We start from the raw sequence: 23025 nt of genomic DNA, 5'->3' as shown, positions 1-23025 counted from the left end.
CTTTGCGCCTTTTTATTTTTTAACATAATATAACAATGCTGGAGGAATATAATGTACGATATTATTGAAATCAGTAATGGCTTAAAAGTAGTATTAGAAAAAATTGACTATGTTAATTCAGTAAGTGTTGGTTTATGGGTAAAGAATGGTTCACGTAATGAGGATAAACAAAACAATGGAATTTCTCACTTTATTGAACACATGCTATTTAAAGGAACTGAAAAAAGAAGTGCAAAAGAAATCGCTGAATCTATAGAAGATGTAGGAGGACAAATTAATGCCTTTACCGCCAAGGAGTCTACTTGCTATTATGCAAAAATACTAGATTCCCATTTGGATTTGGCATTAGATGTACTTTCAGATATGCTTTTTAATAGTAAATTTGATGAAGAGGAAATAGAAAAAGAAAAAGGTGTAATAATTGAAGAAATAAATATGAATGAAGACTCACCAGAGGATGTATTGCTAGACTTACATAGTGAAGCTATGTGGGGGGAAGATTCAATTGCATTTCCTATCTTAGGAAGCGTAAAAACTGTAAATTCCTTTACAAGAGAAATAATAATGGATTATATCGAATCTAGATATATACCTAAAAATTGTGTATTATCAATAGCAGGAAAGTTTGATGAAAAAGACATTATAAAATTAGTGGAGTGTTATTTCGGTAATTGGAATTTCAAAGATAAAAAATTATCTACTTGTTCATCTCCTAAAATACTAAATAGTCACTTATTTAAAGAAAAAAAGATTGAACAGCTACACATTAGTTTAGGACTTAATGGTTTGCCTTTAGGAAGTGATGATCTTTATCCATTATTATTTTTAAATAATCTTTTAGGCGGAGGAGCTTCTTCTATATTGTTTCAAAAGATACGTGAAGAAATGGGTAGGTGCTATTCTATATACTCATACATAAGTGCTTTTAATAATACTGGAGTGGTTAGTATTTACACGGGACTTAATCCCAAATATTCAGTAGAGGTTGTAAGCCTTATAAAAGAAGAATTATTTAAGTTTACTAAGAGAGATATTTCTGATGAAAGAATTGTAAAGGGTAGAGAACAGTTAAAAGGAAGTTATATTTTAGGACTTGAAAGCACTAGTAGCAGAATGTTTAATAACGGTAAATCTGTTCTATTTTTAGATAGAATTAATGAGCCTAAAGTTATACTCAATAAAATTGATAATATAAATAAAGAAAAAATACATGATGTAATGGAAACAACTTTTAAAAAAGGAATTTTAAATTCAGCTTATGTAGGAGAAAATGTTGACTTGGATATAATGGAAAATATTATTGAAAAAGACATGTTTCCTTTTAACAATAAACCGTCTTCCTTAATATAATAGTAATAAACCCTTAATATATTTCATATTATTCTATGAAATATATTAAGGAGGTTTTAATTATGGATGATGATATTAAATTATACAGCGACATGGAAAGATATGAGATAATAAACATAAATGATGGTGAAAAATACGATTATTTAGGAAATAACGATATTATTATTGATGAAGAGGGAAATCTAAAACTACTAATTTTATCAGAGCCCAATGCAAAGTTAAGCTTTTTTAACAAAAGTGATTTTATTGAAGTGCCATGGGAGTACGTGAAAAAAATTGGCTCTAGGACTATAATAATAGATGTTGATGAAAGATCTCTTAAAAAAACCCGAATTTAAATTGGGAGGGATAATATGAAAATCATTGTTCAAAAATTCGGTGGAACCTCTGTTTCTACTCATGAAAGAAGATTAATGGTAATAAACAAAATAATAAAAGCCAAAGAAGAAGGATTTCTACCAGTAGTGGTTGTTTCCGCTATGGGAAGAAAAGGAGAGCCTTATGCTACAGATACTTTACTTTCACTGACAAGTAATAGACTAAAGGATAGAAATAAACTCTCTATTGATTTACTCATGGCCTGTGGTGAAATTATAAGCACAGTAGTTATGGCAGATGAATTACTGGACAAAGGGGTAGATGCCATTCCTATGACAGGAGGACAGGCTGGTATAATAACTGATGATAGTTATAATAGTGCTTCAATGATAAACTTAGATCCAAGTAAAATATTACAAGCATTAGAAGAGGGTAAAGTGCCAATTATAGCTGGCTTTCAAGGTGTCAACGAAAAAGGATTTATAACTACTTTAGGAAGAGGTGGAAGTGATGTTACAGCATCACTTTTAGGTGTGGCTCTAAAGGCTGAAGGCGTAGAGATATATACAGACGTAGATGGAATAATGACCGCAGATCCACGAATCGTATCTGATGCCTCTTTAATAAAAGAAATAAGTTACAATGAAGTATTTCAATTTTCAGACCAAGGTGCAAAGGTTATACACCCAAGGGCTATAGAAATAGCAATGAAGGGTAATATCCCACTGATAATTAAGAATACACTTAGCAATTGCCAAGGTACTATAATTAATAACATTGGTGATTTAAATTTAAATAATATAATAACTGGAATAACTCATATAAGTAGCAGAGTGCAAATAAAAGTAACTCTCAAGGATAATGAAAATAACGTTCATTACCATGACTTCCTAAATATATTAGCTAAAGCTTCAATAAGTATAGATTTAATAAATGTTTTCCCAGAGGATAATATATTTACAATAGATGGTAGTGACTTTGATAAATTCAACGGTATAATGAAGAATTTAAATTTACAATATTCTTATATAAAGGATTGTAGTAAAATAGCTATTATTGGAAGTAGAATGAGAGGTATACCTGGAGTAATGGCAAAAATCTTAAAATGCTTAAGCTTAGAAAATATTAAAGTACTTCAAACTGCCGACTCTCATACTACTATTTGGTGTTTAGTAGAAAGTCAATATACAGAAAAAGCTATAAATGCTCTTCACAAAGGTTTCAATTTAGGTCATCAATAATTTAAATTAGGTATATTCTTTTTTCTTATGCACAAAATAACATTGTGCTAGGAGGGAAGAATATGAATGATGAACAAAGAGAGCAAGATGAGCAAAGAGATAATAAGGAATTAAATAATATTAAAGAGTTAGGTACAATTAATATACCTAAACAAGATGATAAGATTCATATATTACCTATAATTGGTCAAATCGAGGGACATATGGTTCTTCCAGCTCAAACAAAGAGTACAAAATATGAACACTTAATTCCTCAATTAGTTTCTATAGAAATGAATGACGAAATTGAGGGAGTATTAATAATCCTAAATACTGTAGGCGGAGATGTAGAAGCTGGTTTAGCTATTGCCGAAATGATCAATACCTTGAGTAAACCAACGGTATCTTTAGTGGTTGGTGGAGGTCATTCTATAGGTGTGCCCTTAGCTACTTCAGCAAACTATTCTTTTATCTCTCCTTCTGCAACAATGATAGTTCATCCTATTAGAATGAATGGATTAATTATAGGAGTACCTCAGACCTTTGAGTATTTCGATAAAATGCAGGAGAGAATTACAGACTTTATTGTAAGAACTTCAAAAATTGAACGAGATTATTTAAGGAAAATCATGGTTATGACTGATAATTTGTTAAATGATATGGGAACTATACTCATAGGAGAACAAGCGGTAGAGTGTGGCCTCATAAATCAAGTTGGCGGTTTAAGGGATGCCTTAGATAAGTTAGACATACTAATAAAGGAAAAGAGTACAAAGCAGCCATAGGTAACTCAACCTATGGTTTATTTATTTAATATCTATGGACAAGCCATTAAAGGATAATTAAAATAGTTTATAGAATAACTATTAATTTAGGAGGTGGATACATTGGGGAGGAAAAAGAAAAAGAAAAAAGATAGCTTTGACAATGATATAAAAGGAATCGTACTAATAACCATAGGAATACTTGCATTGGTCAGTGTGTTTTCCCCCAAAGACTCAGGATATATAGGAAAAATCGCCAAGAAATTATTAATTGGAATGTTTGGATTGGGCTCTTATATTTTCCCATTTATAATAATATTTATAGGCTCCTGTTATATTCTTAATAAGAGAAAAATTAAATTCACAAATAAGTTTTATGGAATAGTACTTTTTATAATAAACACGTTAATGTGTATACAAATGGCAGATATGAGTTTAACCAATACTAGCTTAAGTGTTACTGAAGGAATTGCAAATATATATAACTCTCAGTCAATACTTCATGGAGGGATTATTGTATACTTAATCAGCCTACCGCTGTATAAACTTTTTGGGAGAATGGGTTCTTTTATAATTTTTATATCCTTGTATGCTATTTCTTTTGTGCTAATTAGTAACGTTACTTTATCTTATATTGTAGATAGAATAAAATCTAAACTACTAGAAGTAAAAAAGAAAGATAAGGAAATTATTAAAGACGAATTAGAATTAGAAATAGAAACTAAAGAATTATTAGCATATGATAGCAGCAAAGAAGAAGATATAAAGAAAAATAATAGAATAAAAATAATAGATTTTATTAAATCCAGTAACATTGAAGACTCTTCAATAGATAAAATAGATAAAGAAGAGGAAACAAACCAAGAAGAAAATAACAACATTAGTGAAGAATTAGAAAAAGGAATCAGTAAGGTAAGCACTCCTATAGAATACAATTATCCTCCATTAAATTTATTAAATCAGAATATATCAATTAAAATGAATAAGGGAGATAAAAAAGAACTATTACATAATGCAACTAAATTAGAAGAAACTCTTTCTAGCTTTGGTGTAGAAGCTAAGGTCATTCAAGTTACTAAAGGACCATCTGTTACAAGATTTGAACTTCAACCAAGCCCAGGAATTAAAGTAAGTAAAATTGTAAATCTTTCAGATGATATTTCTTTAGGCTTAGCGGCTTCAGGCGTAAGGATAGAGGCACCAATACCTGGAAAGTCAGCTGTTGGTATAGAGGTACCTAATAAAGATTTAAATCCTGTTTTCTTAAGGGAAGTTATTGAATCTGAACAATATACTAATTTTAATAAAAATTTAGCTTTTGCCTTAGGTAAAGACATTGGAGGCAATAGTATAGTATGGGATTTAGCTAAAATGCCTCACTTATTGATTGCTGGAGCTACCGGGTCTGGTAAGAGTGTATGTATTAATACATTGATAATAAGCTTATTATATAAGTATTCTCCTGAGAATGTAAAATTATTAATGGTAGACCCTAAAGTAGTTGAGCTAAATGTTTATAATGGTATTCCTCATCTTCTAATACCAGTAGTTACTGACCCTAAAAAAGCTGCTGGAGCTTTAAATTGGGCTGTAACTGAGATGACTAGAAGATATAAGATATTTGCTGAAAATCATGTTAGAAATCTGGAAGGGTATAATGACCTCTATGAAAAAGGTAAAATAACTGAAAAATTGCCTCTTATAGTAATAATAATTGATGAATTAGCGGATTTGATGATGGTATGTCCAAACGATATTGAGGATTACATAGGAAGGCTAGCACAGATGGCTAGAGCGGCTGGTATGCATCTTGTAATCGCTACTCAAAGGCCATCTGTAGATGTAATTACTGGGGTTATAAAAGCTAATATTCCTTCAAGAATATCCTTTGCTGTTTCTAGCCAGATCGATTCACGAACAATTTTAGATATGTCTGGTGCAGAAAAGTTATTAGGAAAAGGAGACATGCTTTTCTACCCTACAGGTGAAGCTAAACCTATAAGAGTTCAAGGAGCATTTATTTCTGAAGAAGAGGTATCAAGAGTTGTTGATTGCATTAAAAACGAGCAAGGACCCGCTGAGTATGAAGATAGTATAATTGATCAAATTAATACATCTACAGAAATAAATGAAGAAGATAGAGACGAACTCTTAGAAGAAGCTATAAAAATTGTTCTCGAAATGGAACAAGCATCTACTTCCTTATTGCAAAGAAAGCTAAGAATAGGATATAATAGAGCAGCTAGAATAATAGAACAATTAGAAGAAAGAGGCGTTATATCTGGTAAAGATGGTAGTAAGCCAAGACAAGTTTTAATAACTAAAGATGATGTAGAATAAGGAGGAACATGAATGAAAAAATTGAAGTTTGGTGTAATTAGTTTAGGATGCGATAAAAACAGAATCGATTCAGAAATATTTATAAATAGGTTATTAAAAAACAATACTCTTACAAATAACCCAAAAGAAGCAGACATACTTATAGTTAATACTTGTGGGTTTATAGAAGAATCAAAGCAAGAGTCTATTGACACCATATTAGAAATGTCTAATTTTAAAGAGGGTAATTGTAAAGCTTTAGTAGTAACTGGCTGTTTAAGTCAAAGATACGGAAAAGAACTTCAAGAGTTGCTTCCTGAGATTGATATTATGGTTGGTGTTAATGATTATGATAAGTTAGACCAATATATAAGCAATTATTTAGAAAAAAGCGATAAGGAAACCTCTTGCAACTATAGTGATGATGTTATAAATGAAGGGGATAGAACTCTTTCCACTCCTGGCCATTATGCATATTTAAGAATAGCTGAAGGTTGTAGTAATCATTGTACTTATTGCATTATACCTAAGATAAGAGGTAAGTACAGAAGCAGAAAAATGGAAGCTATAATAGATGAAGCAAAGATTTTAGTGCAAAATGGAACTAAAGAAATAATATTAGTAGCACAAGACACCACAAGATATGGCATTGACTTATATGGTAAAAAAATGTTAAGCGACCTTATAAATGAGCTATCTAAAATAAATGATTTGAAATGGATTAGAGTTTTATATTGTTATCCTGAGGAAATAGAAGAGGATTTAATTAAAACAATAGCTGAAAATGATAAAGTTTGCAAATACCTAGATATACCTATTCAGCACATAAGTAATAATATACTAAAATCTATGGGAAGAAGAGGACGAAAAGAAGATATACTTACTACTATTACTTCCCTTAAAAATAAAGTACCTAATATATGTTTAAGAACATCACTTATAGTTGGATTCCCTGGAGAAACTCAAGAAGATTTTGAAGAGTTAATAGAACTTGTAAAGGATATTAAATTTAATAATTTAGGAGTATTTAAATACTCACAGGAAGAAGACACTCCGGCAGCTCATATGGCGGGTCAAATTTCTGAGGAAATTAAAGAAGCTAGACGTAATGAAATAATGGCTATTCAAAAAGAAATTTCTATGAATACCAATAATAGCAAGATTGGAAATATTTTCACTGTTATAGTAGATGGCTTTGATGGAGAATCTTATATTGGCAGAAATTATGAAATGACTCCTCAAATAGATGGTGCAATTTATTTTAAATGTGATAAAATATTTAATATAGGTGAAATTATAAATGTAAAAATAATAGATAGCCTAGAATATGATTTGGTAGGAGTTGTATGCCATGAATCTTGCAAATAAACTTACTATAATAAGAATATTTTTGATTCCTATATTTCTCATTTTCATTGCCGTTAATGGTATTCCCTATGGCAAAACTATAGCTACAACTATTTTTATATTGGCTGCACTAACAGATAAGTTGGATGGATACATAGCAAGAAGTAGAAATCAAGTAACTAGGTTTGGAAAGTTTATGGATCCTTTAGCAGATAAGTTACTAGTTACTGCTGCATTAATTTCTTTGGTAGAATTTCAAGTACTTTCTACTTGGGTAGCTATGATCATTATAGCTAGAGAATTTGCAGTAACAGGATTAAGAGCGGTGGCTGCAGCTGAGGGAATAGTTATAGCGGCTAGCCCATGGGGAAAAGCTAAGACAGTAGCACAAATTGTAGCGATTATAATATCATTACTTCCATTAAACAAGGATTTCTTTGACGCTATTAATATATTAAATATATCTACTAAATATTTTGATATATTAGTAACAATAACTATGGGGATAGCTATAGTTATAACTATAGTTTCAGGGATAGATTACTTCATAAAAAATAAGGAGGCTATAAATCCTGATAGATAGGCTTTTATGGTTTAAAAAGTTAAAAGTTGGTAATAATTCTAATAATAAGTTCCTAGTAATAGGAACTTTATTTATAAGTTGACCCTTATTAGAATGTATTGTATAATAATAATTAAGAACAAACGTTCGAATTGAGAAAGGATGGTGAGCCCTTTAAGGGATATTATGAATAATGAAAAATTAAAAGCGATAGAAGCTGCCATGGGGCAGATTGAAAAACAATTTGGTAAAGGCTCTATAATGAAATTAGGAGAACATAGCATATTAAATTTAGATGCTGTATCAACAGGATGTTTAGGAATGGATATTGCTCTAGGTATAGGTGGAGTACCAAGAGGTAGAATTATTGAAATCTATGGACCTGAATCCTCTGGTAAAACTACTGTAGCATTGCATATATTAGCTGAAGCTCAAAAGGCTGGTGGAGCTGCTGCTTTTGTAGATGCTGAACATGCCTTAGATCCTTCATATGCCAAAAGACTAGGAGTGGATATCGACAACTTAATAGTTTCCCAACCTGATACTGGAGAACAGGCTTTAGAAATCGCAGAGGCCTTAGTTAGATCAAATGCAGTTGATGTAATTGTTGTAGACTCTGTTGCAGCTTTAGTTCCTAAAGCAGAAATAGAAGGTGAAATGGGAGATTCACATATAGGTTTGCAGGCAAGATTAATGTCACAAGCATTGAGAAAACTTGCAGGGTCCATAAATAAATCAAAATGTGTTGCTATATTTATTAATCAATTAAGGGAAAAAGTTGGTGTAATGTTTGGAAATCCTGAAACAACCCCTGGTGGCAGAGCTTTAAAATTCTATTCTAGTGTTAGATTGGATGTAAGAAGGATAGATTCAATAAAGCAAGGAGAAGATATATTGGGTAATAGAACAAGGGTTAAGATTACTAAAAATAAAGTAGCCCCTCCTTTCAAGCAAGCAGAATTTGATATAATGTACAACGAAGGAATTTCAAAAACTGGAGATGTTTTAGATTTAGGAGTTAAGGAAGAATTTGTACAAAAAAGTGGTGCTTGGTTCTCCTATAAAGATATAAGACTAGGCCAAGGAAGAGAAAATGCAAAGCAATATTTAAAAGAGAATCCTCAAATTTTATTTGAGATTGAAAACTCCATAAGACAAAAATATGAATTACCTCTTACTAAAACAGAAGAGGTTGCTTCTGATAAAGAAACGCCTAAAAATAAAGTTGAAAAAGATAAATAAAATATCAACCTAATCATGTTATAGCAAGCATATTAAACTTGACATAATGTTAAAATTAATATAAAATAAAGACAAAATCTGGTTTAGCGAAAACATCCATTTGAATAATATGACACCTTTCTATGCTTTTGTATTTAGGGACAATAGATAATGTAACAAGTAAAGCAAAGGAGGTGTTCATGTGAAAGATTCACAATATATTTTTATTATAATAATAGCTGTTATTGCTTTTATTGCTGTATATGTTGATTATTATATAAGAAAAAACGTATCAGCCGCAAAAATATCTAAGGCTGAAGAAGAAGCTAAAAAATTATTAGAAGATGCAGAAAAATCTGCCGAATCTAAAAAGAAAGAAGCTATTTTAGAAGCTAAAGAAGAATCTCATAGATTGAGAAATGATTTAGAAAGAGAATCCAGAGATAGAAGAAATGAAATACAAAGATTAGAAAGAAGATTAATTCAAAGGGAAGAGCTGCTCGATAAAAAAACTGACATGATTGAAAAGAAAGATGACAGCTTAAATAAAAAGCAGCAAGAACTTAGTGAATTAGAATCCAATATACAAGATTTGTATACTAAACAAAGAGAAGAATTAGAAAGATTATCAGGTCTAACTTCTGCTCAAGCTAAAGAAATACTTTTAGAAGAAGTAAGTAAAGAAATTAAACATGAATCTGCTATGATTATAAAAGAAGTTGAGGCGAAAGCTAAAGAAGAAGCTGATAAAAAGGCAAGAGAAATAATTACATACGCTATTCAAAGATGTGCTGCTGACCATGTGGCTGAAACCACTGTTCATGTAGTAAGTCTTCCAAATGATGAAATGAAAGGGCGTATAATAGGTAGGGAAGGTAGAAATATCAGAACCCTAGAAACTCTAACCGGCGTTGATTTAATTATTGACGATACACCGGAGGCAGTTATACTTTCAGGATTTGATCCTATTCGACGCGAAGTAGCTAGAATTGCTTTAGAAAAATTGATTATGGATGGCCGTATTCACCCAGCAAGAATAGAAGAGATGGTTGAAAAGGCTAAGAAGGAAGTTGACAATGACATTAGGGAAGAAGGGGAACAGGCAACCTTTGAAACAGGTGTACATGGACTTCATAGTGAATTAATAAGATTGTTAGGTAGATTAAAATACAGAACAAGTTATGGTCAAAATATATTAAAGCACTCTATTGAAGTTGCTTATTTAGCTGGATTGATGGCATCCGAATTAGGAATTGACCCAACACTAGCTAAAAGGGCAGGTTTACTTCACGACATAGGAAAGGCTGTAGATCATGAAATAGAAGGTCCTCACGCTCTAATAGGTGCAGAAGTGGCTAAAAAATATCATGAATCTGCAATCGTAGTGAATGCAATAGCTGCACACCATGGTGATGTAGAATTCCAATCTCTAGAAGGCATACTAGTTCAAGCAGCAGACGCTATATCAGCTGCAAGACCAGGTGCGAGAAGGGAAACCTTAGAAGCATACATTAAGAGATTAGAGAAACTAGAGGAAATTGCAAATTCATATGAAGGCGTAGAAAAGTCATATGCCATTCAAGCGGGTAGAGAAATAAGAATAATAGTTAAACCAGAAGAAATTGATGATACTGAGTCAATCGAAATGGCAAGAAATATAGTGAAGAGAATTGAAAGCGAACTAGAATATCCTGGCCAAATTAAAATAAATGTTATAAGAGAGACTCGTGCTATTGAATATGCAAAGTAATTAAATGATAATAATTTGTAAAGTAAATCCTTTTATTTTGTAAAAATTAGAAATTTTACAAAAATAAAAGGATTTTTTCATATTGTGTAGAATATTATAAATAATACCAATAATAATTAAAGTTAAAAATTAAAGTATAGTAGGAGGTTTATTATGGAAGTATTAAAAGTTTCAGCAAAATCAAGTCCAAACAAGGTGGCAGGTGCATTAGCAGGAGTTTTAAGAGAAAAGGGTGGCGCTGAAATTCAAGCTATTGGCGCTGGAGCCTTAAATCAAGCTATTAAATCCGTAGCAATAGCAAGAGGATTTGTAGCACCAAGTGGTATTGATTTAGTATGTATACCAGCATTTACTGATATAGAAATTGATGGGGAAGAAAGAACAGCTATAAAATTAATTGTACAACCTAGATAAATATGTTTTTTCAGGACTTGAGTAATCAAGTCCTTTTATTTTCCTAGAATATATGGTAAATTAGTAGTTGTGACCATTTACAAAGGAGGAATAGACTTGAACTTAAAATCTTTAATAACCTTAATGCGACCTAAACAATGGATAAAAAATAGTTTTGTCTTCGCAGCTTTAATTTTTTCTGGTAGCTTTATTAAAATAGATTTGCTCTTAATTACTCTTAAAACCTTTATATTATTTTGTTTAATATCTTCCACTGTTTATATAATTAATGATTTAGTAGATATTGAAAAAGATAGATTGCATCCTCAGAAGAAATACAGACCTTTAGCTAGTGGTAAAATATCAAAAGTGAATGCTATTATATTAGCTATAATTTTATTAGTACTTGTAATATTATTATCTTATAATAATTTAAGCTTACTAAGCATTTTAATAGGTTATTTATTATTGAATATTTTCTATTCATTTAAGCTTAAAAACGTGGTAATAATAGATGTTATGTCCATTACCCTAGGATTCGTGCTTAGAGTTGAAGCTGGTAGTGTTTCAACCCAAATACCTATATCCCCTTGGCTCTTATTATGTACTATCTTACTGTCATTATTTCTAGCTTTAAATAAAAGAAAGAGCGAAATACTTACATTGAAAGATGATAGTGGCAGCCATAGAAAGATCCTTGAAGAATACTCTGTAGAGCTAATAGATAATATGCTTACTATAGTGACACCTTCAACACTAATTGCTTATTGCCTATACACTTTTAGTTCAGTACAGCGCCAAAGTATGATGCTTACGATTCCATTTGTCCTTTATGGTATATTTAGATATCAATATTTAATGATTACTAAAAATTTAGGTGGTAAACCTGAGGATATTTTTACAAAGGATATTCCTTTCTTAATAAACATTTTACTTTGGATTATAAGTGTATTAATAATAATTTATTTTAAACTATAATGGAGGATTATGAATGTTAGAAAATTTATATTATACCAGTACTAACACTAAGGAGGATAAATTATATTTTTTAAAAATATCATTTATAGGAATTTTATTAAGTGGTTTATGGTGTGTTTTTATTAAAGCAACTCCATTTTCCGACTTTGAATATTATTACAATTTAGCTATTGAAATTTCTCAAGGTAAGCCTTGGGGAGATACTTATACTTCCGTTGGGTATCCTATAATCTTAGGAGGAATATTTAAATTATTTGGGGCAAGTGTAAGAAATGCACAAATATTTAATTTAATATTAACCTGTATAAATTATTTTCTAGTATACAAAATTCTAGGAAGATTATCTATAGAAGAAAAAACTAAAAAAATCATATTCACTATCTTTGTATTTTTTCCTTTAAATATTTACTATAACATATTGGTTGGAACCGAAATATTATTTACTAATTTAATTTTATGGTGTACTTATATATATCTATTAGACTTTAAAGGCAAATACTTAATTTTAGGTATATTTACAGCCTTAAACACTATGGTAAAACCATTTTACATATTATATGCCTTTTTAATATTTGTAGTAAACTTAATTTCTACAGGTAAGTTTATTGATTCATTTAAAAAAGCTATTACAATATTTATAGCCTCAATTATACTATTGTCTCCTTGGATCTATAGAAACAGCAAATTAACTGGAGAACTTACTTGGGTTTCAAATAATGGAGGGATAGTACTATATATAAATAATAACTCACAAAATAATCATGGTTCATGGATGCCTGCAGAAGATGTAGAAAACTCTATAGTTAAAACGGAAGAATATATAAATTCAGATATGACTAGAAAAAATAAAATGTTGAACAGTGCTGCTAAAGAATGGATAAAATCCCATCCTAAAGATTTCATAAATTTAGGGTTACTTAGATTGAAAGTTACTTATGCCGGTGCTGGCGATTCATATTATACTACATACGATAGTGTTTTATCAGATAGCGCCAAATATTATATATTTATTTTTTCTAGTGCTATCAAAGCATTAATATTTTATCCAGGTATTTTATTTATTTTAATATATAGTATATATGTACTATATTGTATTTTCACTAGAAATATTCATTTAATTGATAAGTTTATTTTATACTCACTAGTATTGTTTTACATGATAACTTGTGTATATTTTCTTACAGAAGGACAACCAAGATATTCCTTCCCTTTAATTTTTACTATGACCTATTTGTCTATATATTTTTACAAAAAATTATTTTATATACTAAAAAGAGGTTCTAATTTATGATATGGCAAATACTTGTATCAGTTTTATTGAGTTCTTTAGGTCAAGTGCTAGTAAAACTAGGAGCAAGTAAATTAGATATAAATTTTTCTTTAGATAAAATTATGTACACTTTTGTAAACATATTAAAAAATGTTCCTTTAATGGTGGGAATTATATCCTACGGAGTAAGCTTTCTTATTTGGATTAAAGTATTAAGTAAAGTTGAATTAAGCTATGCCTATCCAATGGTAAGCTTAGGATATGTGATAGTTCTATTTTTCTCATATTTTATATTTAAGGAAAATATAACTTATCTAAGGGTAATAGGTATATTATTTATAATAGTTGGAGTAATTTTTGTATCTAGAAGCTAAATAAAATATGCAATAAACCCAGGATGAAAATTTCTATTTTTCCTGGGTTTTTTATTATATTTAGAGGATAAATATAATAAAATGAATTATACCCAAAAATAAAATTGCATTTTTTATAAATTTTATGTATTATTTAATTATATTTATTTATTTACGGAGGTGCTATCATGATATTATCTAGAAAAGGAGAAGGTATATCTTCTTCCATTACACTGGCAATTACTGCAAGGGCTAAAGAAATGAAAGCCAATGGCATTGATATTATAGGATTCGGAGCAGGAGAACCAGATTTCAATACTCCAGAAAATATACAGAATGCAGCAATAGAAGCTATGAAAAATGGCCTTACTAAATATACACCTGTTTCAGGTATTGATGAATTAAAGGAAGCCATTATAGAAAAATTTAATATAGAAAATGGTTTAATGTATAGTAAATCTCAAATTATAATATCCACTGGTGCTAAGCAAGCATTGGCTAATTTATTTCTCGCTATATTAAATCCCGATGACGAGGTTCTAGTTCCAACACCTTATTGGGTTAGCTATCCTGAATTAATTAAACTAGCTGATGGTATTCCTGTTTTTGTAGAAGGTGAAAAAACTAGTGGTTATAAGTATACTATAGATAATCTAAAAAAAGTTATCACCAATAAAACAAAAGCTATTATTATAAATAGCCCTAATAATCCTACTGGAAGCGTCTATACCAAAGATGAATTAATAGAACTTGCTAATTTCTCAAAAGAGCATGATTTAATTATTATATCAGATGAAATATATGAGAAGCTCATATATGACGAAGATAATCATATAAGTATTGCCAGTCTAAATCAAGATGCCTTTGATAGGACAATAGTTATAAATGGTATGTCTAAATCCTATGCAATGACTGGTTGGAGAATAGGATACGCTGCTGGTAATGAAAAAATAATAAAAATAATGAATAATATACAAAGTCACATGACTTCAAACCCAAACTCAATAGCTCAATATGCTTCTTTAGAAGCTTTAAAAGGGGATCAAACTCCGCTGTATAATATGATAGGGGAATTCAAAAAAAGAAGAGATTACGTGGTAACAAGAATCGGACAAATCAATGGATTAGACTTAATTCCACCCAAAGGGGCCTTTTATGCCTTTATAGACATATCAAAATTAATTGGAAAATATATTGAGGGAGAAAAAATAAATGGCTCTTTAGATTTTTGTGAGAAATTATTAATCATAGGTAAGGTAGCTACTATTCCAGGTATGGCATTTGGTTTAGATAATTATATAAGAATATCCTATGCAACTTCAATGGATAACATTACAGTTGGTTTAGATAGATTAGAGGAGTTTATAAATAAACTACAGGTTTAAAATATACTTAAATGATGCTATAATAAAATTATAATAAAGTCGTAAATATTAACATAAGTTATTAGGAGTGATATAAGTTGGTTAGTAGAGAGTTAATAGTAAATAGTTCTACTGGTTTACATGCGAGACCAGCAACATTATTAGTTAAAAAAGCATCATCTTTTAAATCAGATATATTTATGGAGTTTAATGGTAAGAGTGCTAACATCAAAAGTTTAATTGGTGTTTTATCATTAGCAGTAACAAAAGGCGGAAAAATAACTCTTTCTGCTTCTGGAGATGATGAAGTATTAGCATTAGAAGAAGTATCTAGATTAATTGAATCATTGGAATAATAAAAGGCTCTTTATGAGCCTTTTATTTATGTTATGATTTTGAGTATTTTTTCATCTTAAAAAGCAATAATAATAAGTACACTCCTGAAACTCCAACAAGTATATATATTATTCTTGATAAGAAGTTAGCAGGTTCTCCAAATATGGCACTAACTAAATTTAAATTAAATAGGCCTAAAAATCCCCAATTAAGTGCACCAATTAGTACTAGCACCAAGGCTATTTTGTCAAATAAATTAAACTTGTACATAATTTCCTCCCCATATTATATAATAATCTTCCTATTAGATTATATTAGTACTTAAATAAATATAGAACCCTATTTAAAGCGAACTTTAATCTCAAAAAAAATATAATTAAATCATAGGATAAGAATGAATATGATTTAATTATGTATTATGTACGCTAGGAGGTTTTGTTATGAAAGAGTCATACTATAATAGTCCATTAAGCAAAAGATATGCCTCAAAAGAAATGAGTTACATATTTTCAGAAGAAAAGAAGTTTAAAACTTGGAGAAAATTATGGTATATCCTTGCAGAATGTGAAAAAGAGTTAGGTTTAAATATAACTGATGAACAACTAGAAGAGCTAAAAGCTAATATGGATAATATAAACTATGATATAGCAGAGGAAAAAGAAAAGGAAATAAGACATGATGTAATGAGTCATGTTTATGCATATGGGGTACAGTGTCCAAAGGCAAAAGGAATAATCCATCTAGGAGCTACAAGTTGCTTTGTAGGAGATAATACAGATTTAATAATAATGAAAGAAGCCTTAATTATAATAAAGAAAAAAATTATAAATATAATCTTTGAACTTTCTAAATTTGCTTTAAAATATAAAGATCTACCAACATTAGGTTTCACTCATCTCCAACCAGCACAGCTCACCACTGTAGGTAAAAGAGCAAGTCTTTGGATTCAAGATTTGATAATGGATGTAGAGCATCTTAACTTTATTATAAACTCATTAAAATTTAGAGGTGTGAAGGGAACTACGGGAACCCAGGCTAGTTTTATGGAACTTTTTGATGGAGATGAGGATAAAGTTAAGAAATTAGATTTTATGGTAACAGAAAAAATAGGGTTTGATAAACCCTTTTACGTAACAGGCCAAACCTACCCAAGAAAAGTTGATTCATATATATTAGATATACTATCTCAGATAGCTCAAAGTTCCTATAAATTTAGTAATGATATAAGACTTTTACAAAGCATGAAAGAGATAGAAGAACCCTTTGAAGAAAAACAAGTTGGTTCTTCTGCAATGGCTTATAAAAGAAATCCTATGAGATGCGAAAGAATTGGTGCTTTATCAAGGTATATAATAGTAAACTCTCTTAATCCTGCTATTACAGCATCTACTCAATGGTTTGAAAGAACCCTTGATGATTCTGCAAATAAAAGAATAGCAATACCTGAAGCTTTTTTGGCTCTAGATGGTGTATTAAATCTATACTTGAATGTTTGTAGCAACTTAGTGGTTTATGGTAAAGTTATAAAATCACATATTGAAAAGGAACTACCCTTTATGGCCACTGAAAACATATTGATGGAAGCGGTAAAAAAGGGTGGAGACAGACAAGATTTGCATGAAAAAATAAGAGAACATTCTATGGAATCTGCAAAAAGAGTAAAAGTGGATGGATTAGATAATGATTTAATTAAGAGAATTATTGAAGATGATAGTTTTAATTTAACTGAAGAAGAGATCATAAGCTTAATTGATGGAAATAAGTTTATAGGTAGGGCACCAAATCAAGTAGTAGATTTTATCAACGAAGTAGTAAATCCATTATTAGAAGAAAATAAAGATATTCTCGGAATGAAAGCATCTATTAATGTATAAATCTTTATATTTTTCTATGACTTTTATATAAATTTATAATGTTTCTATAATTTTTTATATTTTTTTGTATTTTTAAAAGGAATTTTGTATAATAATATCGAATATTTATATTAAACAAATTTAGTATATGCTAATAGACACAACATTTTTTTAAAATCTGGAGGTAGATGAAAATGGCAAAGGAAAACTTAAATCCTTTTGAAAATGTTCAAACAGTGATAAAGGAATCTTGTAAAAGTTTAGGACTAAGCGAAAATGTATACGAACTTCTTAGGGAGCCTATGAGAGTTATAGAAGTAAATATACCTGTAAAAATGGATGATGGTTCTATAAAAATGTTTAAAGGCTTCAGATCTCAGCATAATGATTCCCTAGGTCCGACAAAAGGGGGAATAAGATTTCATACAGCAGTAAATCTTGATGAAGTTAAAGCATTATCAACTTGGATGACATTCAAATGCGCTATAACAGGAATACCTTATGGTGGAGGAAAGGGAGGAATTATAGTTGACCCTAAAACTCTATCAAAGGGTGAACTTGAGAGACTAAGCAGAGGATATATTAAGGGTATTTATAAATTGATAGGAGAAAAGGTTGATATTCCAGCACCTGATGTTAATACTAACGGCCAGATAATGGCTTGGATGGTAGATGAATACAACAAATTAGTTGGATATAATGCTTGTGGTACTTTTACTGGTAAACCATTAGAAATTGGAGGATCAAAGGGAAGAACAGAAGCGACTGGATTAGGGGTTGCCATAACAGCTAGAGAAGCATTAAAGAAATTAAATATGGATATAAAAGGAACAAAGGTAGCTATACAAGGTTTCGGAAATGTAGGAAGCTATTCAGCTTTAAACATAGAAAGATTAGGCGCTAAAATAGTTAGCATAGCTGAATGGAGCAGAGAAAAGGGTGCTTATGCAATATATAATGAAGAAGGAATAAATATTGAGGAAGCCTTCAAATATTTCGAAGAAAATGGAACCTTAATAAATTTACCTCATACTAAAGAATTAAATATAAATGAATTTTGGGGCTTAAATGTAGATATATTAGTTCCAGCAGCTCTAGAAAATTCAATCACATTAGATAATGTTGATTTAATAAAAGCTAAAGTTATCTGCGAAGGTGGAAATGGACCAGTAACACCTGAAGCTGATCATAAATTATTCAAAAAAGGCATATTAGTAACTCCTGATATTCTAGCCAATAGCGGTGGAGTTGTAGTTTCATATTTTGAATGGGTACAGAATCTATATGGATACTACTGGTCAGAAGAAGATGTTAAAAATAAAGAAGAAGAAACTTTAGTTAAAGCTTTCAATGAAGTGTGGAAATTAAAAGAAGAGCATAACGTACCTATGAGAAAAGCTGCCTATATGCACGCTATAAATAAATTAGCGGTTGCCATGGAGTATAAAGGAATGCTCTAAGAGTTAAAACCAAAATCTAAGAATGAAGAATAGTTGAAGGGATTTTGCATAGCAAAATCCCTTTTGTTTTTTGTTATCAGATTTTCTTAGATAACAGTATCCTTATTTTTAAATTCACTATACAATTTGCAGATAAAGGAGATTATTCACATAGTTATTCCCATAATGTGTAAATTTAATAAATCAATACTTATCCACTTTAATATTAACAGCTGTTAATTACATTAATTGGTATATTAATACATCTACTTCCATCAACTCTGTACTAACTAATATATTATGTATATAGATACAGTTAATGGAAATTACCCTGCTATCTGATACTTATTCTCAATTGATATAGAATTAGATATAGGGGAGGAGATTTGACCTGTTATATAGAATCTTATTATTATGCTCCATTATTCTACATTAAATCATTTATAGCATATATTTCGATTTTTAGCAACAAAATAAATTTTAAAATTCTTCGAATGTATTTTTACTAGATATATGAAAAGTAGAAATTTATATTTTTATATAAAAACATTATAATAAACTTGCTAAAAAGAAGGATTTTCACCCCTATTTGTGGAATATTATATTCGCTAAATATACATTTAGCGAAGTTGCGTGTATTTTTAAGGAGGTTTATATGAAATATAAGTTAAAAAGTATTTATGATCCATTTCTACCAAGGCAAGTTAATGATTTTTTAAACTATTTAGGTACCATAAAAGGAAAATCTGTCAACACTATAAATGGTTATAAAATTGACTTAACAATGTTCTTTAGATTTTTAAAATTATATAGAGGTACGGTATCCGATGACATCGAGTTTGATTTAATCAAAATTAACGATGTTGATGATGATTTTATCAGAGAGGTGAGACTGCCAGATTTATATGCATTTTTATCCTTTGCAGAAAATTATAGAGATAATGGTAGTTATGCTAGAGCTAGAAAAGTAGCTACATTGAGATCTTTTTTCAAATATCTCAATGGGAAAGCAAAAATACTTGAAGAAAATCCAGCACTAGATTTGGAATCACCTAAAATCAATAAAAGAAATCCAATCTATCTCACATTGGATGAAAGTAAGAAATTATTAAATGCAATTACAGGTAAATATAGAGAAAGAGATTATTGTATCATCACCCTATTTTTAAATTGTGGCTTGAGACTATCAGAATTATGCGGCATTGATATCCCTAAAATCAAAGGTGATACTTTAACCGTAGTTGGTAAGGGAGATAAAGAGAGAACTATTTATCTAAACAACGCATGTATAAAAGCCATCGAAGATTACTTAAATGTTCGAAATAAAGATGCTGATAAAATCAAAGATAAAGACGCCCTCTTTCTAAGTAAAAACTACACGAGAATTAATAAGCGTTCTGTTGAAATGTTAGTAAAAAAGTATGTTGAAAAAGCCGGATTACTGAATGAAAATTACACTCCTCATAAACTTAGGCATACAGCTGCTACTTTAATGTACAAATACGGAAATGTTGATATTAGAAGTTTGCAACAAATATTAGGTCACGAAAATGTTTCCACCACTCAAATATATACACACGTGGATAACGAAAGATTAAGAGAAGCAGTTAAATCCAATCCACTAAGCGAAGAGTATTCGAAAGAATAAAAAAATAAGAGGATTTCCCCTCTTATTTTTTTCTTTTTATTCTTATCAATCCTGGGAACTCTTCATAAGTATATTCTTCCCTTTTTATTTCATCCTCTAGAATTTCATTTAACCCATCTACGTCATCAATAAATTCTATTTCTTCTAAATCTTCCATATGTTCATCGTCTATTCTCTTAGCTTCATAGTTATAATCAGAATTAATAAATTCATCTTCTAATCCATCTTCAAGATCCTCTTCAATAATTTCGTCGATTTTAACACTTCTCATATCCTTTGATTCATCTAAACACTTTCCGCAGCTATTGCATTTCTTATTACTATCTAAATCGCAAGCATAACACTCTCCACACTCATCGCATTGGTTAGCGTTGTTAAATATACAGCATTTATTTGGCATTTTTAATAATCTCCTCTTTTATAATATTTTACATTATGCAATTATATCAAAAGATAATGCTAATTTCAACTAGCATATGAGAACATAAGTTTGATATTTAATAATATATATGATATAATTCATTTATGATAGATTGTGAGGTGTTCTTATGACAAAACCGGATAAGCAAAGGGAAATATATAATTTTATAAAAGACCAGGTACGTGAAAAAGGATATCCCCCTTCTGTTCGTGAAATTTGTAATGCCGTAGGTTTAAAATCAACCTCCACCGTTCATGGCCATCTAAAAAGATTGGAAAATAAGGGCTTACTTAGAAGAGATCCCACCAAACCAAGAGCCATAGAACTAGTGCATGATAATATGAACAAAAAGGAAATGCTTAATATACCAATTGTAGGCACCGTTGCCGCAGGACAGCCAATACTCGCTGTAGAAAACATCGAAGATACCTTTGCGTTACCTGCAAACTTTATAAATAGCAACAAAGACCTATTCATGCTAAAAATCCAAGGGCAAAGCATGATTGATGCTGGAATTATGGATGAAGATTGGGTTATTATTGAAAAATCAAATTCTGCTGATAATGGAGAAATAATTGTAGCTTTAATAGAGAATGAAGCTACAGTAAAGAGATTTTATAAAGAAGATGGATACATACGATTACAACCTGAAAATAAAGATATGCAACCTATATTAGTTAAAGACTGCAAAATCATTGGAAAAATTGTAGGATTGTTTAGAAAGTATTAAAGTATTAGTGAAGGTGACCCTGAGGGTCACCTTTTTTTATTCATTGATTATTTTATTTAATGCTATAAGAACACCTATTTTAGCATGATCAAAAGTTAATCCCCCTTGAAGATATGCTATATAAGGATCTCTTATTGGGGCATCTGCAGATAGCTCTATCGATGATCCTTGAACAAATGCACCTGCAGCCATAATTACTTGATCTTCATAACCAGGCATTTCCCACGGCTCACATTGCACAAAAGAATCTATTGGTGAACCTGCCTGTATGCCTTTACAAAACTTTATTAATTTTTCTTTATCATTAAACTTAACCGCTTGAATTATATCACTTCTCTTTTCATTATATTTAGGTAATACTTCAAAGCCAGCTAGTTCCATTATTCTAGAGCATAATATTGCACCTTTAACCGCTTCTATTGATACGTGGGGCGCAAGAAATAAGCCTTGGAATAATAATCTCATTACACCAAAGGTAGAGCCGCACTCCCCTCCTAAACCTGGTGTAGTAAGCCTATAAGATGCCATTTCAACATACTCATTCTTCCCTACAATATATCCTCCAGTAGGAGCAATTCCTCCCCCTATATTTTTAATCAAAGACCCTGCCATAAGGTCTGCACCAACATCAGTAGGTTCTAAAGTGTCTGTAAATTCTCCATAACAATTGTCTACAAAGCATATTACATCTTCTCGTATGCTTTTTACCTTCTCTATTACATCCTTTATTTCACATACCAACATTGAATTTCTCCAGCCATAACCTGTGGATCTCTGTATATGTACCAACTTTATACTTCTATCTTCTTTTAGTATTTCTTCCATTGAATTAAAATCTACTTTTCCATCCTTAAGCTCTATTTGTTTATAGTTTATCCCATAGTCTTTTAAAGAACCTGTGTTCTTCTCCCCTGTTAAGCCAATTATGCTATGAAGAGTGTCATATGGCGACCCTGTTACCGCAAACATGGTGTCTCCTGGCCTTAGATTCCCAAATAGCGCAGTACCTATAGCATGAGTACCGCTTACAAAATGAGGTCTTACTAATGCACTTTCACAATTAAATACTCTAGCATATACTTTATCTAATGAATCCCTACCTACATCTCCGTATCCATATCCAGTGGAATTTGTAAAATGAGAATCACTTATTCTCTCCTCTTGTAAAGCATTGAGAACTTTTAATTGATTGTACTCTCTAATTTTGTGATAATTTTTAAATTCAACTTCTACATCATCAATAGCTTTCTCATATAAATCAATAACATTTTCTCCGATATTATATAGCTTTTTAAGCTGTTCTTTTGTTAAATCAAACATTTTATTAGAACCCTCCGATTAACATTAATTACTTAAATATATTATCACATAAAAAAAGAATAGGCAAAA

The 23025-nt window shown here is 30.3% G+C and carries 22 protein-coding genes; 19 read left to right on the top strand and 3 right to left on the bottom strand.

Features of this window, described 5'->3' with window-relative positions; translation table 11 throughout:
* Positions 1 to 51 precede the first annotated feature (51 nt).
* The 15 genes from RYO54_RS01565 (at position 52) to RYO54_RS01495 (ending at position 15565) form a co-directional block, all read left to right on the top strand.
* Positions 52 to 1350 carry a pitrilysin family protein gene (locus tag RYO54_RS01565; RefSeq protein ID WP_315114848.1) on the top strand — a complete coding sequence of 433 codons (1299 nt, stop codon included), beginning with the start codon at positions 52 to 54 and terminating at the stop codon, positions 1348 to 1350.
* 62 nt (positions 1351 to 1412) lie between these two features.
* Positions 1413 to 1688: a YlmC/YmxH family sporulation protein gene (locus RYO54_RS01560; protein ID WP_315114846.1), complete on the top strand. Its 276-nt coding sequence runs from the start codon at positions 1413 to 1415 to the stop codon at positions 1686 to 1688.
* A gap of 15 nt (positions 1689 to 1703) precedes the next feature.
* On the top strand, positions 1704 to 2909 hold the full coding sequence (gene dapG / locus RYO54_RS01555; RefSeq protein ID WP_315114845.1) for an aspartate kinase: 1206 nt from the start codon (positions 1704 to 1706) through the stop codon (positions 2907 to 2909).
* A gap of 62 nt (positions 2910 to 2971) precedes the next feature.
* Positions 2972 to 3673 (top strand): ATP-dependent Clp protease proteolytic subunit, encoded by a 702-nt coding sequence (locus RYO54_RS01550; RefSeq protein ID WP_315114844.1) that lies wholly within the window; start codon positions 2972 to 2974, stop codon positions 3671 to 3673.
* Positions 3674 to 3775: 102 nt separating this feature from the next.
* Positions 3776 to 5992 (top strand): DNA translocase FtsK 4TM domain-containing protein, encoded by a 2217-nt coding sequence (locus RYO54_RS01545; protein ID WP_315114843.1) that lies wholly within the window; start codon positions 3776 to 3778, stop codon positions 5990 to 5992.
* A 12-nt stretch (positions 5993 to 6004) separates the two neighbouring features.
* On the top strand, positions 6005 to 7339 hold the full coding sequence (rimO, locus tag RYO54_RS01540; RefSeq protein WP_315114841.1) for a 30S ribosomal protein S12 methylthiotransferase RimO: 1335 nt from the start codon (positions 6005 to 6007) through the stop codon (positions 7337 to 7339).
* Positions 7323 to 7901, top strand: coding sequence for a CDP-diacylglycerol--glycerol-3-phosphate 3-phosphatidyltransferase (pgsA, locus tag RYO54_RS01535; RefSeq protein WP_315114838.1), 579 nt, complete (start codon positions 7323 to 7325; stop codon positions 7899 to 7901). The genes rimO and pgsA overlap by 17 nt, the downstream gene beginning before the upstream one ends.
* Before the next feature lie 165 nt (positions 7902 to 8066).
* Positions 8067 to 9122: a recombinase RecA gene (gene recA, locus RYO54_RS01530; RefSeq protein WP_315114837.1), complete on the top strand. Its 1056-nt coding sequence runs from the start codon at positions 8067 to 8069 to the stop codon at positions 9120 to 9122.
* 199 nt (positions 9123 to 9321) lie between these two features.
* Positions 9322 to 10851, top strand: a complete 1530-nt coding sequence (gene rny / locus RYO54_RS01525; RefSeq protein WP_399548905.1) for a ribonuclease Y — start codon at positions 9322 to 9324, stop codon at positions 10849 to 10851.
* Between the two features lie 153 nt (positions 10852 to 11004).
* Positions 11005 to 11265, top strand: coding sequence for a stage V sporulation protein S (locus tag RYO54_RS01520; protein WP_027623485.1), 261 nt, complete (start codon positions 11005 to 11007; stop codon positions 11263 to 11265).
* 123 nt (positions 11266 to 11388) lie between these two features.
* Complete coding sequence (locus RYO54_RS01515) at positions 11389 to 12222, top strand: decaprenyl-phosphate phosphoribosyltransferase (RefSeq protein ID WP_399548903.1); 834 nt, start codon at positions 11389 to 11391, stop codon at positions 12220 to 12222.
* 13 nt (positions 12223 to 12235) lie between these two features.
* Complete coding sequence (locus RYO54_RS01510) at positions 12236 to 13513, top strand: glycosyltransferase family 39 protein (protein WP_315114826.1); 1278 nt, start codon at positions 12236 to 12238, stop codon at positions 13511 to 13513.
* Positions 13510 to 13866, top strand: coding sequence for an EamA family transporter (locus tag RYO54_RS01505; protein WP_315114825.1), 357 nt, complete (start codon positions 13510 to 13512; stop codon positions 13864 to 13866). Before RYO54_RS01510 ends, RYO54_RS01505 begins: the two co-directional genes overlap by 4 nt.
* Positions 13867 to 14033: 167 nt before the next feature.
* A complete protein-coding gene (locus RYO54_RS01500) occupies positions 14034 to 15230 on the top strand; it encodes a pyridoxal phosphate-dependent aminotransferase (RefSeq protein WP_315114823.1) in 1197 nt (398 codons plus the stop codon).
* Between the two features lie 77 nt (positions 15231 to 15307).
* The gene (locus RYO54_RS01495; protein WP_315114821.1) at positions 15308 to 15565 is read left to right on the top strand and encodes an HPr family phosphocarrier protein; all 258 of its coding nucleotides are present in this window, start codon (positions 15308 to 15310) and stop codon (positions 15563 to 15565) included.
* Between the two features lie 31 nt (positions 15566 to 15596).
* Here RYO54_RS01495 and RYO54_RS01490 read toward each other — a convergent pair whose 3' ends face one another.
* A complete protein-coding gene (locus RYO54_RS01490; RefSeq protein ID WP_315114819.1) occupies positions 15597 to 15815 on the bottom strand; it encodes a DUF378 domain-containing protein in 219 nt (72 codons plus the stop codon).
* 170 nt (positions 15816 to 15985) lie between these two features.
* On the opposite strand from RYO54_RS01490, the gene purB reads away from it, so the two are divergent.
* From purB to RYO54_RS01475, 3 genes are all read left to right on the top strand, one after another.
* Positions 15986 to 17419: an adenylosuccinate lyase gene (gene purB / locus RYO54_RS01485; protein WP_315114817.1), complete on the top strand. Its 1434-nt coding sequence runs from the start codon at positions 15986 to 15988 to the stop codon at positions 17417 to 17419.
* A 173-nt stretch (positions 17420 to 17592) separates the two neighbouring features.
* Complete coding sequence (locus RYO54_RS01480; RefSeq protein WP_315114815.1) at positions 17593 to 18858, top strand: Glu/Leu/Phe/Val dehydrogenase; 1266 nt, start codon at positions 17593 to 17595, stop codon at positions 18856 to 18858.
* Positions 18859 to 19492: 634 nt separating this feature from the next.
* Positions 19493 to 20485 carry a tyrosine recombinase XerC gene (locus RYO54_RS01475; protein WP_315115060.1) on the top strand — a complete coding sequence of 331 codons (993 nt, stop codon included), beginning with the start codon at positions 19493 to 19495 and terminating at the stop codon, positions 20483 to 20485.
* Positions 20486 to 20507: 22 nt separating this feature from the next.
* Here the strand turns inward: RYO54_RS01475 and RYO54_RS01470 are convergent, their stop codons facing one another.
* On the bottom strand, positions 20508 to 20885 hold the full coding sequence (locus RYO54_RS01470) for a hypothetical protein (RefSeq protein ID WP_315114813.1): 378 nt from the start codon (positions 20883 to 20885) through the stop codon (positions 20508 to 20510).
* A 148-nt stretch (positions 20886 to 21033) separates the two neighbouring features.
* Between RYO54_RS01470 and lexA the strand changes: the two genes are divergently transcribed.
* Positions 21034 to 21636 carry a transcriptional repressor LexA gene (lexA, locus tag RYO54_RS01465; RefSeq protein WP_315114811.1) on the top strand — a complete coding sequence of 201 codons (603 nt, stop codon included), beginning with the start codon at positions 21034 to 21036 and terminating at the stop codon, positions 21634 to 21636.
* Positions 21637 to 21672: 36 nt separating this feature from the next.
* On the opposite strand, the gene RYO54_RS01460 is transcribed toward lexA, so the two are convergent.
* Complete coding sequence (locus tag RYO54_RS01460; protein WP_315114810.1) at positions 21673 to 22956, bottom strand: methionine gamma-lyase family protein; 1284 nt, start codon at positions 22954 to 22956, stop codon at positions 21673 to 21675.
* Positions 22957 to 23025: the final 69 nt, after the last annotated feature.

Source organism: uncultured Clostridium sp., assembly GCF_963515715.1.
Lineage (GTDB): Bacteria > Bacillota > Clostridia > Clostridiales > Clostridiaceae > Clostridium_AW.
This window is presented reverse-complemented; position numbering and strand designations above follow the sequence as displayed.

Bases quoted from the DNA above. Each gene is read 5' to 3' on its own strand.
- RYO54_RS01550 (WP_315114844.1), top strand. From the start codon at position 2,972: ATGAATGATGAACAAAGAGAGCAAGATGAGCAAAGAGATAATAAGGAA.
- rimO (WP_315114841.1), top strand. From the start codon at position 6,005: ATGAAAAAATTGAAGTTTGGTGTAATTAGTTTAGGATGCGATAAAAAC.
- RYO54_RS01560 (WP_315114846.1), top strand. From the start codon at position 1,413: ATGGATGATGATATTAAATTATACAGCGACATGGAAAGATATGAGATA.
- recA (WP_315114837.1), top strand. From the start codon at position 8,067: ATGAATAATGAAAAATTAAAAGCGATAGAAGCTGCCATGGGGCAGATT.
- RYO54_RS01505 (WP_315114825.1), top strand. From the start codon at position 13,510: ATGATATGGCAAATACTTGTATCAGTTTTATTGAGTTCTTTAGGTCAA.
- RYO54_RS01490 (WP_315114819.1), bottom strand. From the start codon at position 15,815: ATGTACAAGTTTAATTTATTTGACAAAATAGCCTTGGTGCTAGTACTA.
- RYO54_RS01475 (WP_315115060.1), top strand. From the start codon at position 19,493: ATGAAATATAAGTTAAAAAGTATTTATGATCCATTTCTACCAAGGCAA.
- RYO54_RS01510 (WP_315114826.1), top strand. From the start codon at position 12,236: ATGTTAGAAAATTTATATTATACCAGTACTAACACTAAGGAGGATAAA.
- pgsA (WP_315114838.1), top strand. From the start codon at position 7,323: ATGAATCTTGCAAATAAACTTACTATAATAAGAATATTTTTGATTCCT.
- dapG (WP_315114845.1), top strand. From the start codon at position 1,704: ATGAAAATCATTGTTCAAAAATTCGGTGGAACCTCTGTTTCTACTCAT.
- purB (WP_315114817.1), top strand. From the start codon at position 15,986: ATGAAAGAGTCATACTATAATAGTCCATTAAGCAAAAGATATGCCTCA.
- RYO54_RS01520 (WP_027623485.1), top strand. From the start codon at position 11,005: ATGGAAGTATTAAAAGTTTCAGCAAAATCAAGTCCAAACAAGGTGGCA.
- RYO54_RS01500 (WP_315114823.1), top strand. From the start codon at position 14,034: ATGATATTATCTAGAAAAGGAGAAGGTATATCTTCTTCCATTACACTG.
- RYO54_RS01515 (WP_399548903.1), top strand. From the start codon at position 11,389: ATGCGACCTAAACAATGGATAAAAAATAGTTTTGTCTTCGCAGCTTTA.
- RYO54_RS01460 (WP_315114810.1), bottom strand. From the start codon at position 22,956: ATGTTTGATTTAACAAAAGAACAGCTTAAAAAGCTATATAATATCGGA.
- RYO54_RS01565 (WP_315114848.1), top strand. From the start codon at position 52: ATGTACGATATTATTGAAATCAGTAATGGCTTAAAAGTAGTATTAGAA.
- lexA (WP_315114811.1), top strand. From the start codon at position 21,034: ATGACAAAACCGGATAAGCAAAGGGAAATATATAATTTTATAAAAGAC.
- RYO54_RS01470 (WP_315114813.1), bottom strand. From the start codon at position 20,885: ATGCCAAATAAATGCTGTATATTTAACAACGCTAACCAATGCGATGAG.
- RYO54_RS01480 (WP_315114815.1), top strand. From the start codon at position 17,593: ATGGCAAAGGAAAACTTAAATCCTTTTGAAAATGTTCAAACAGTGATA.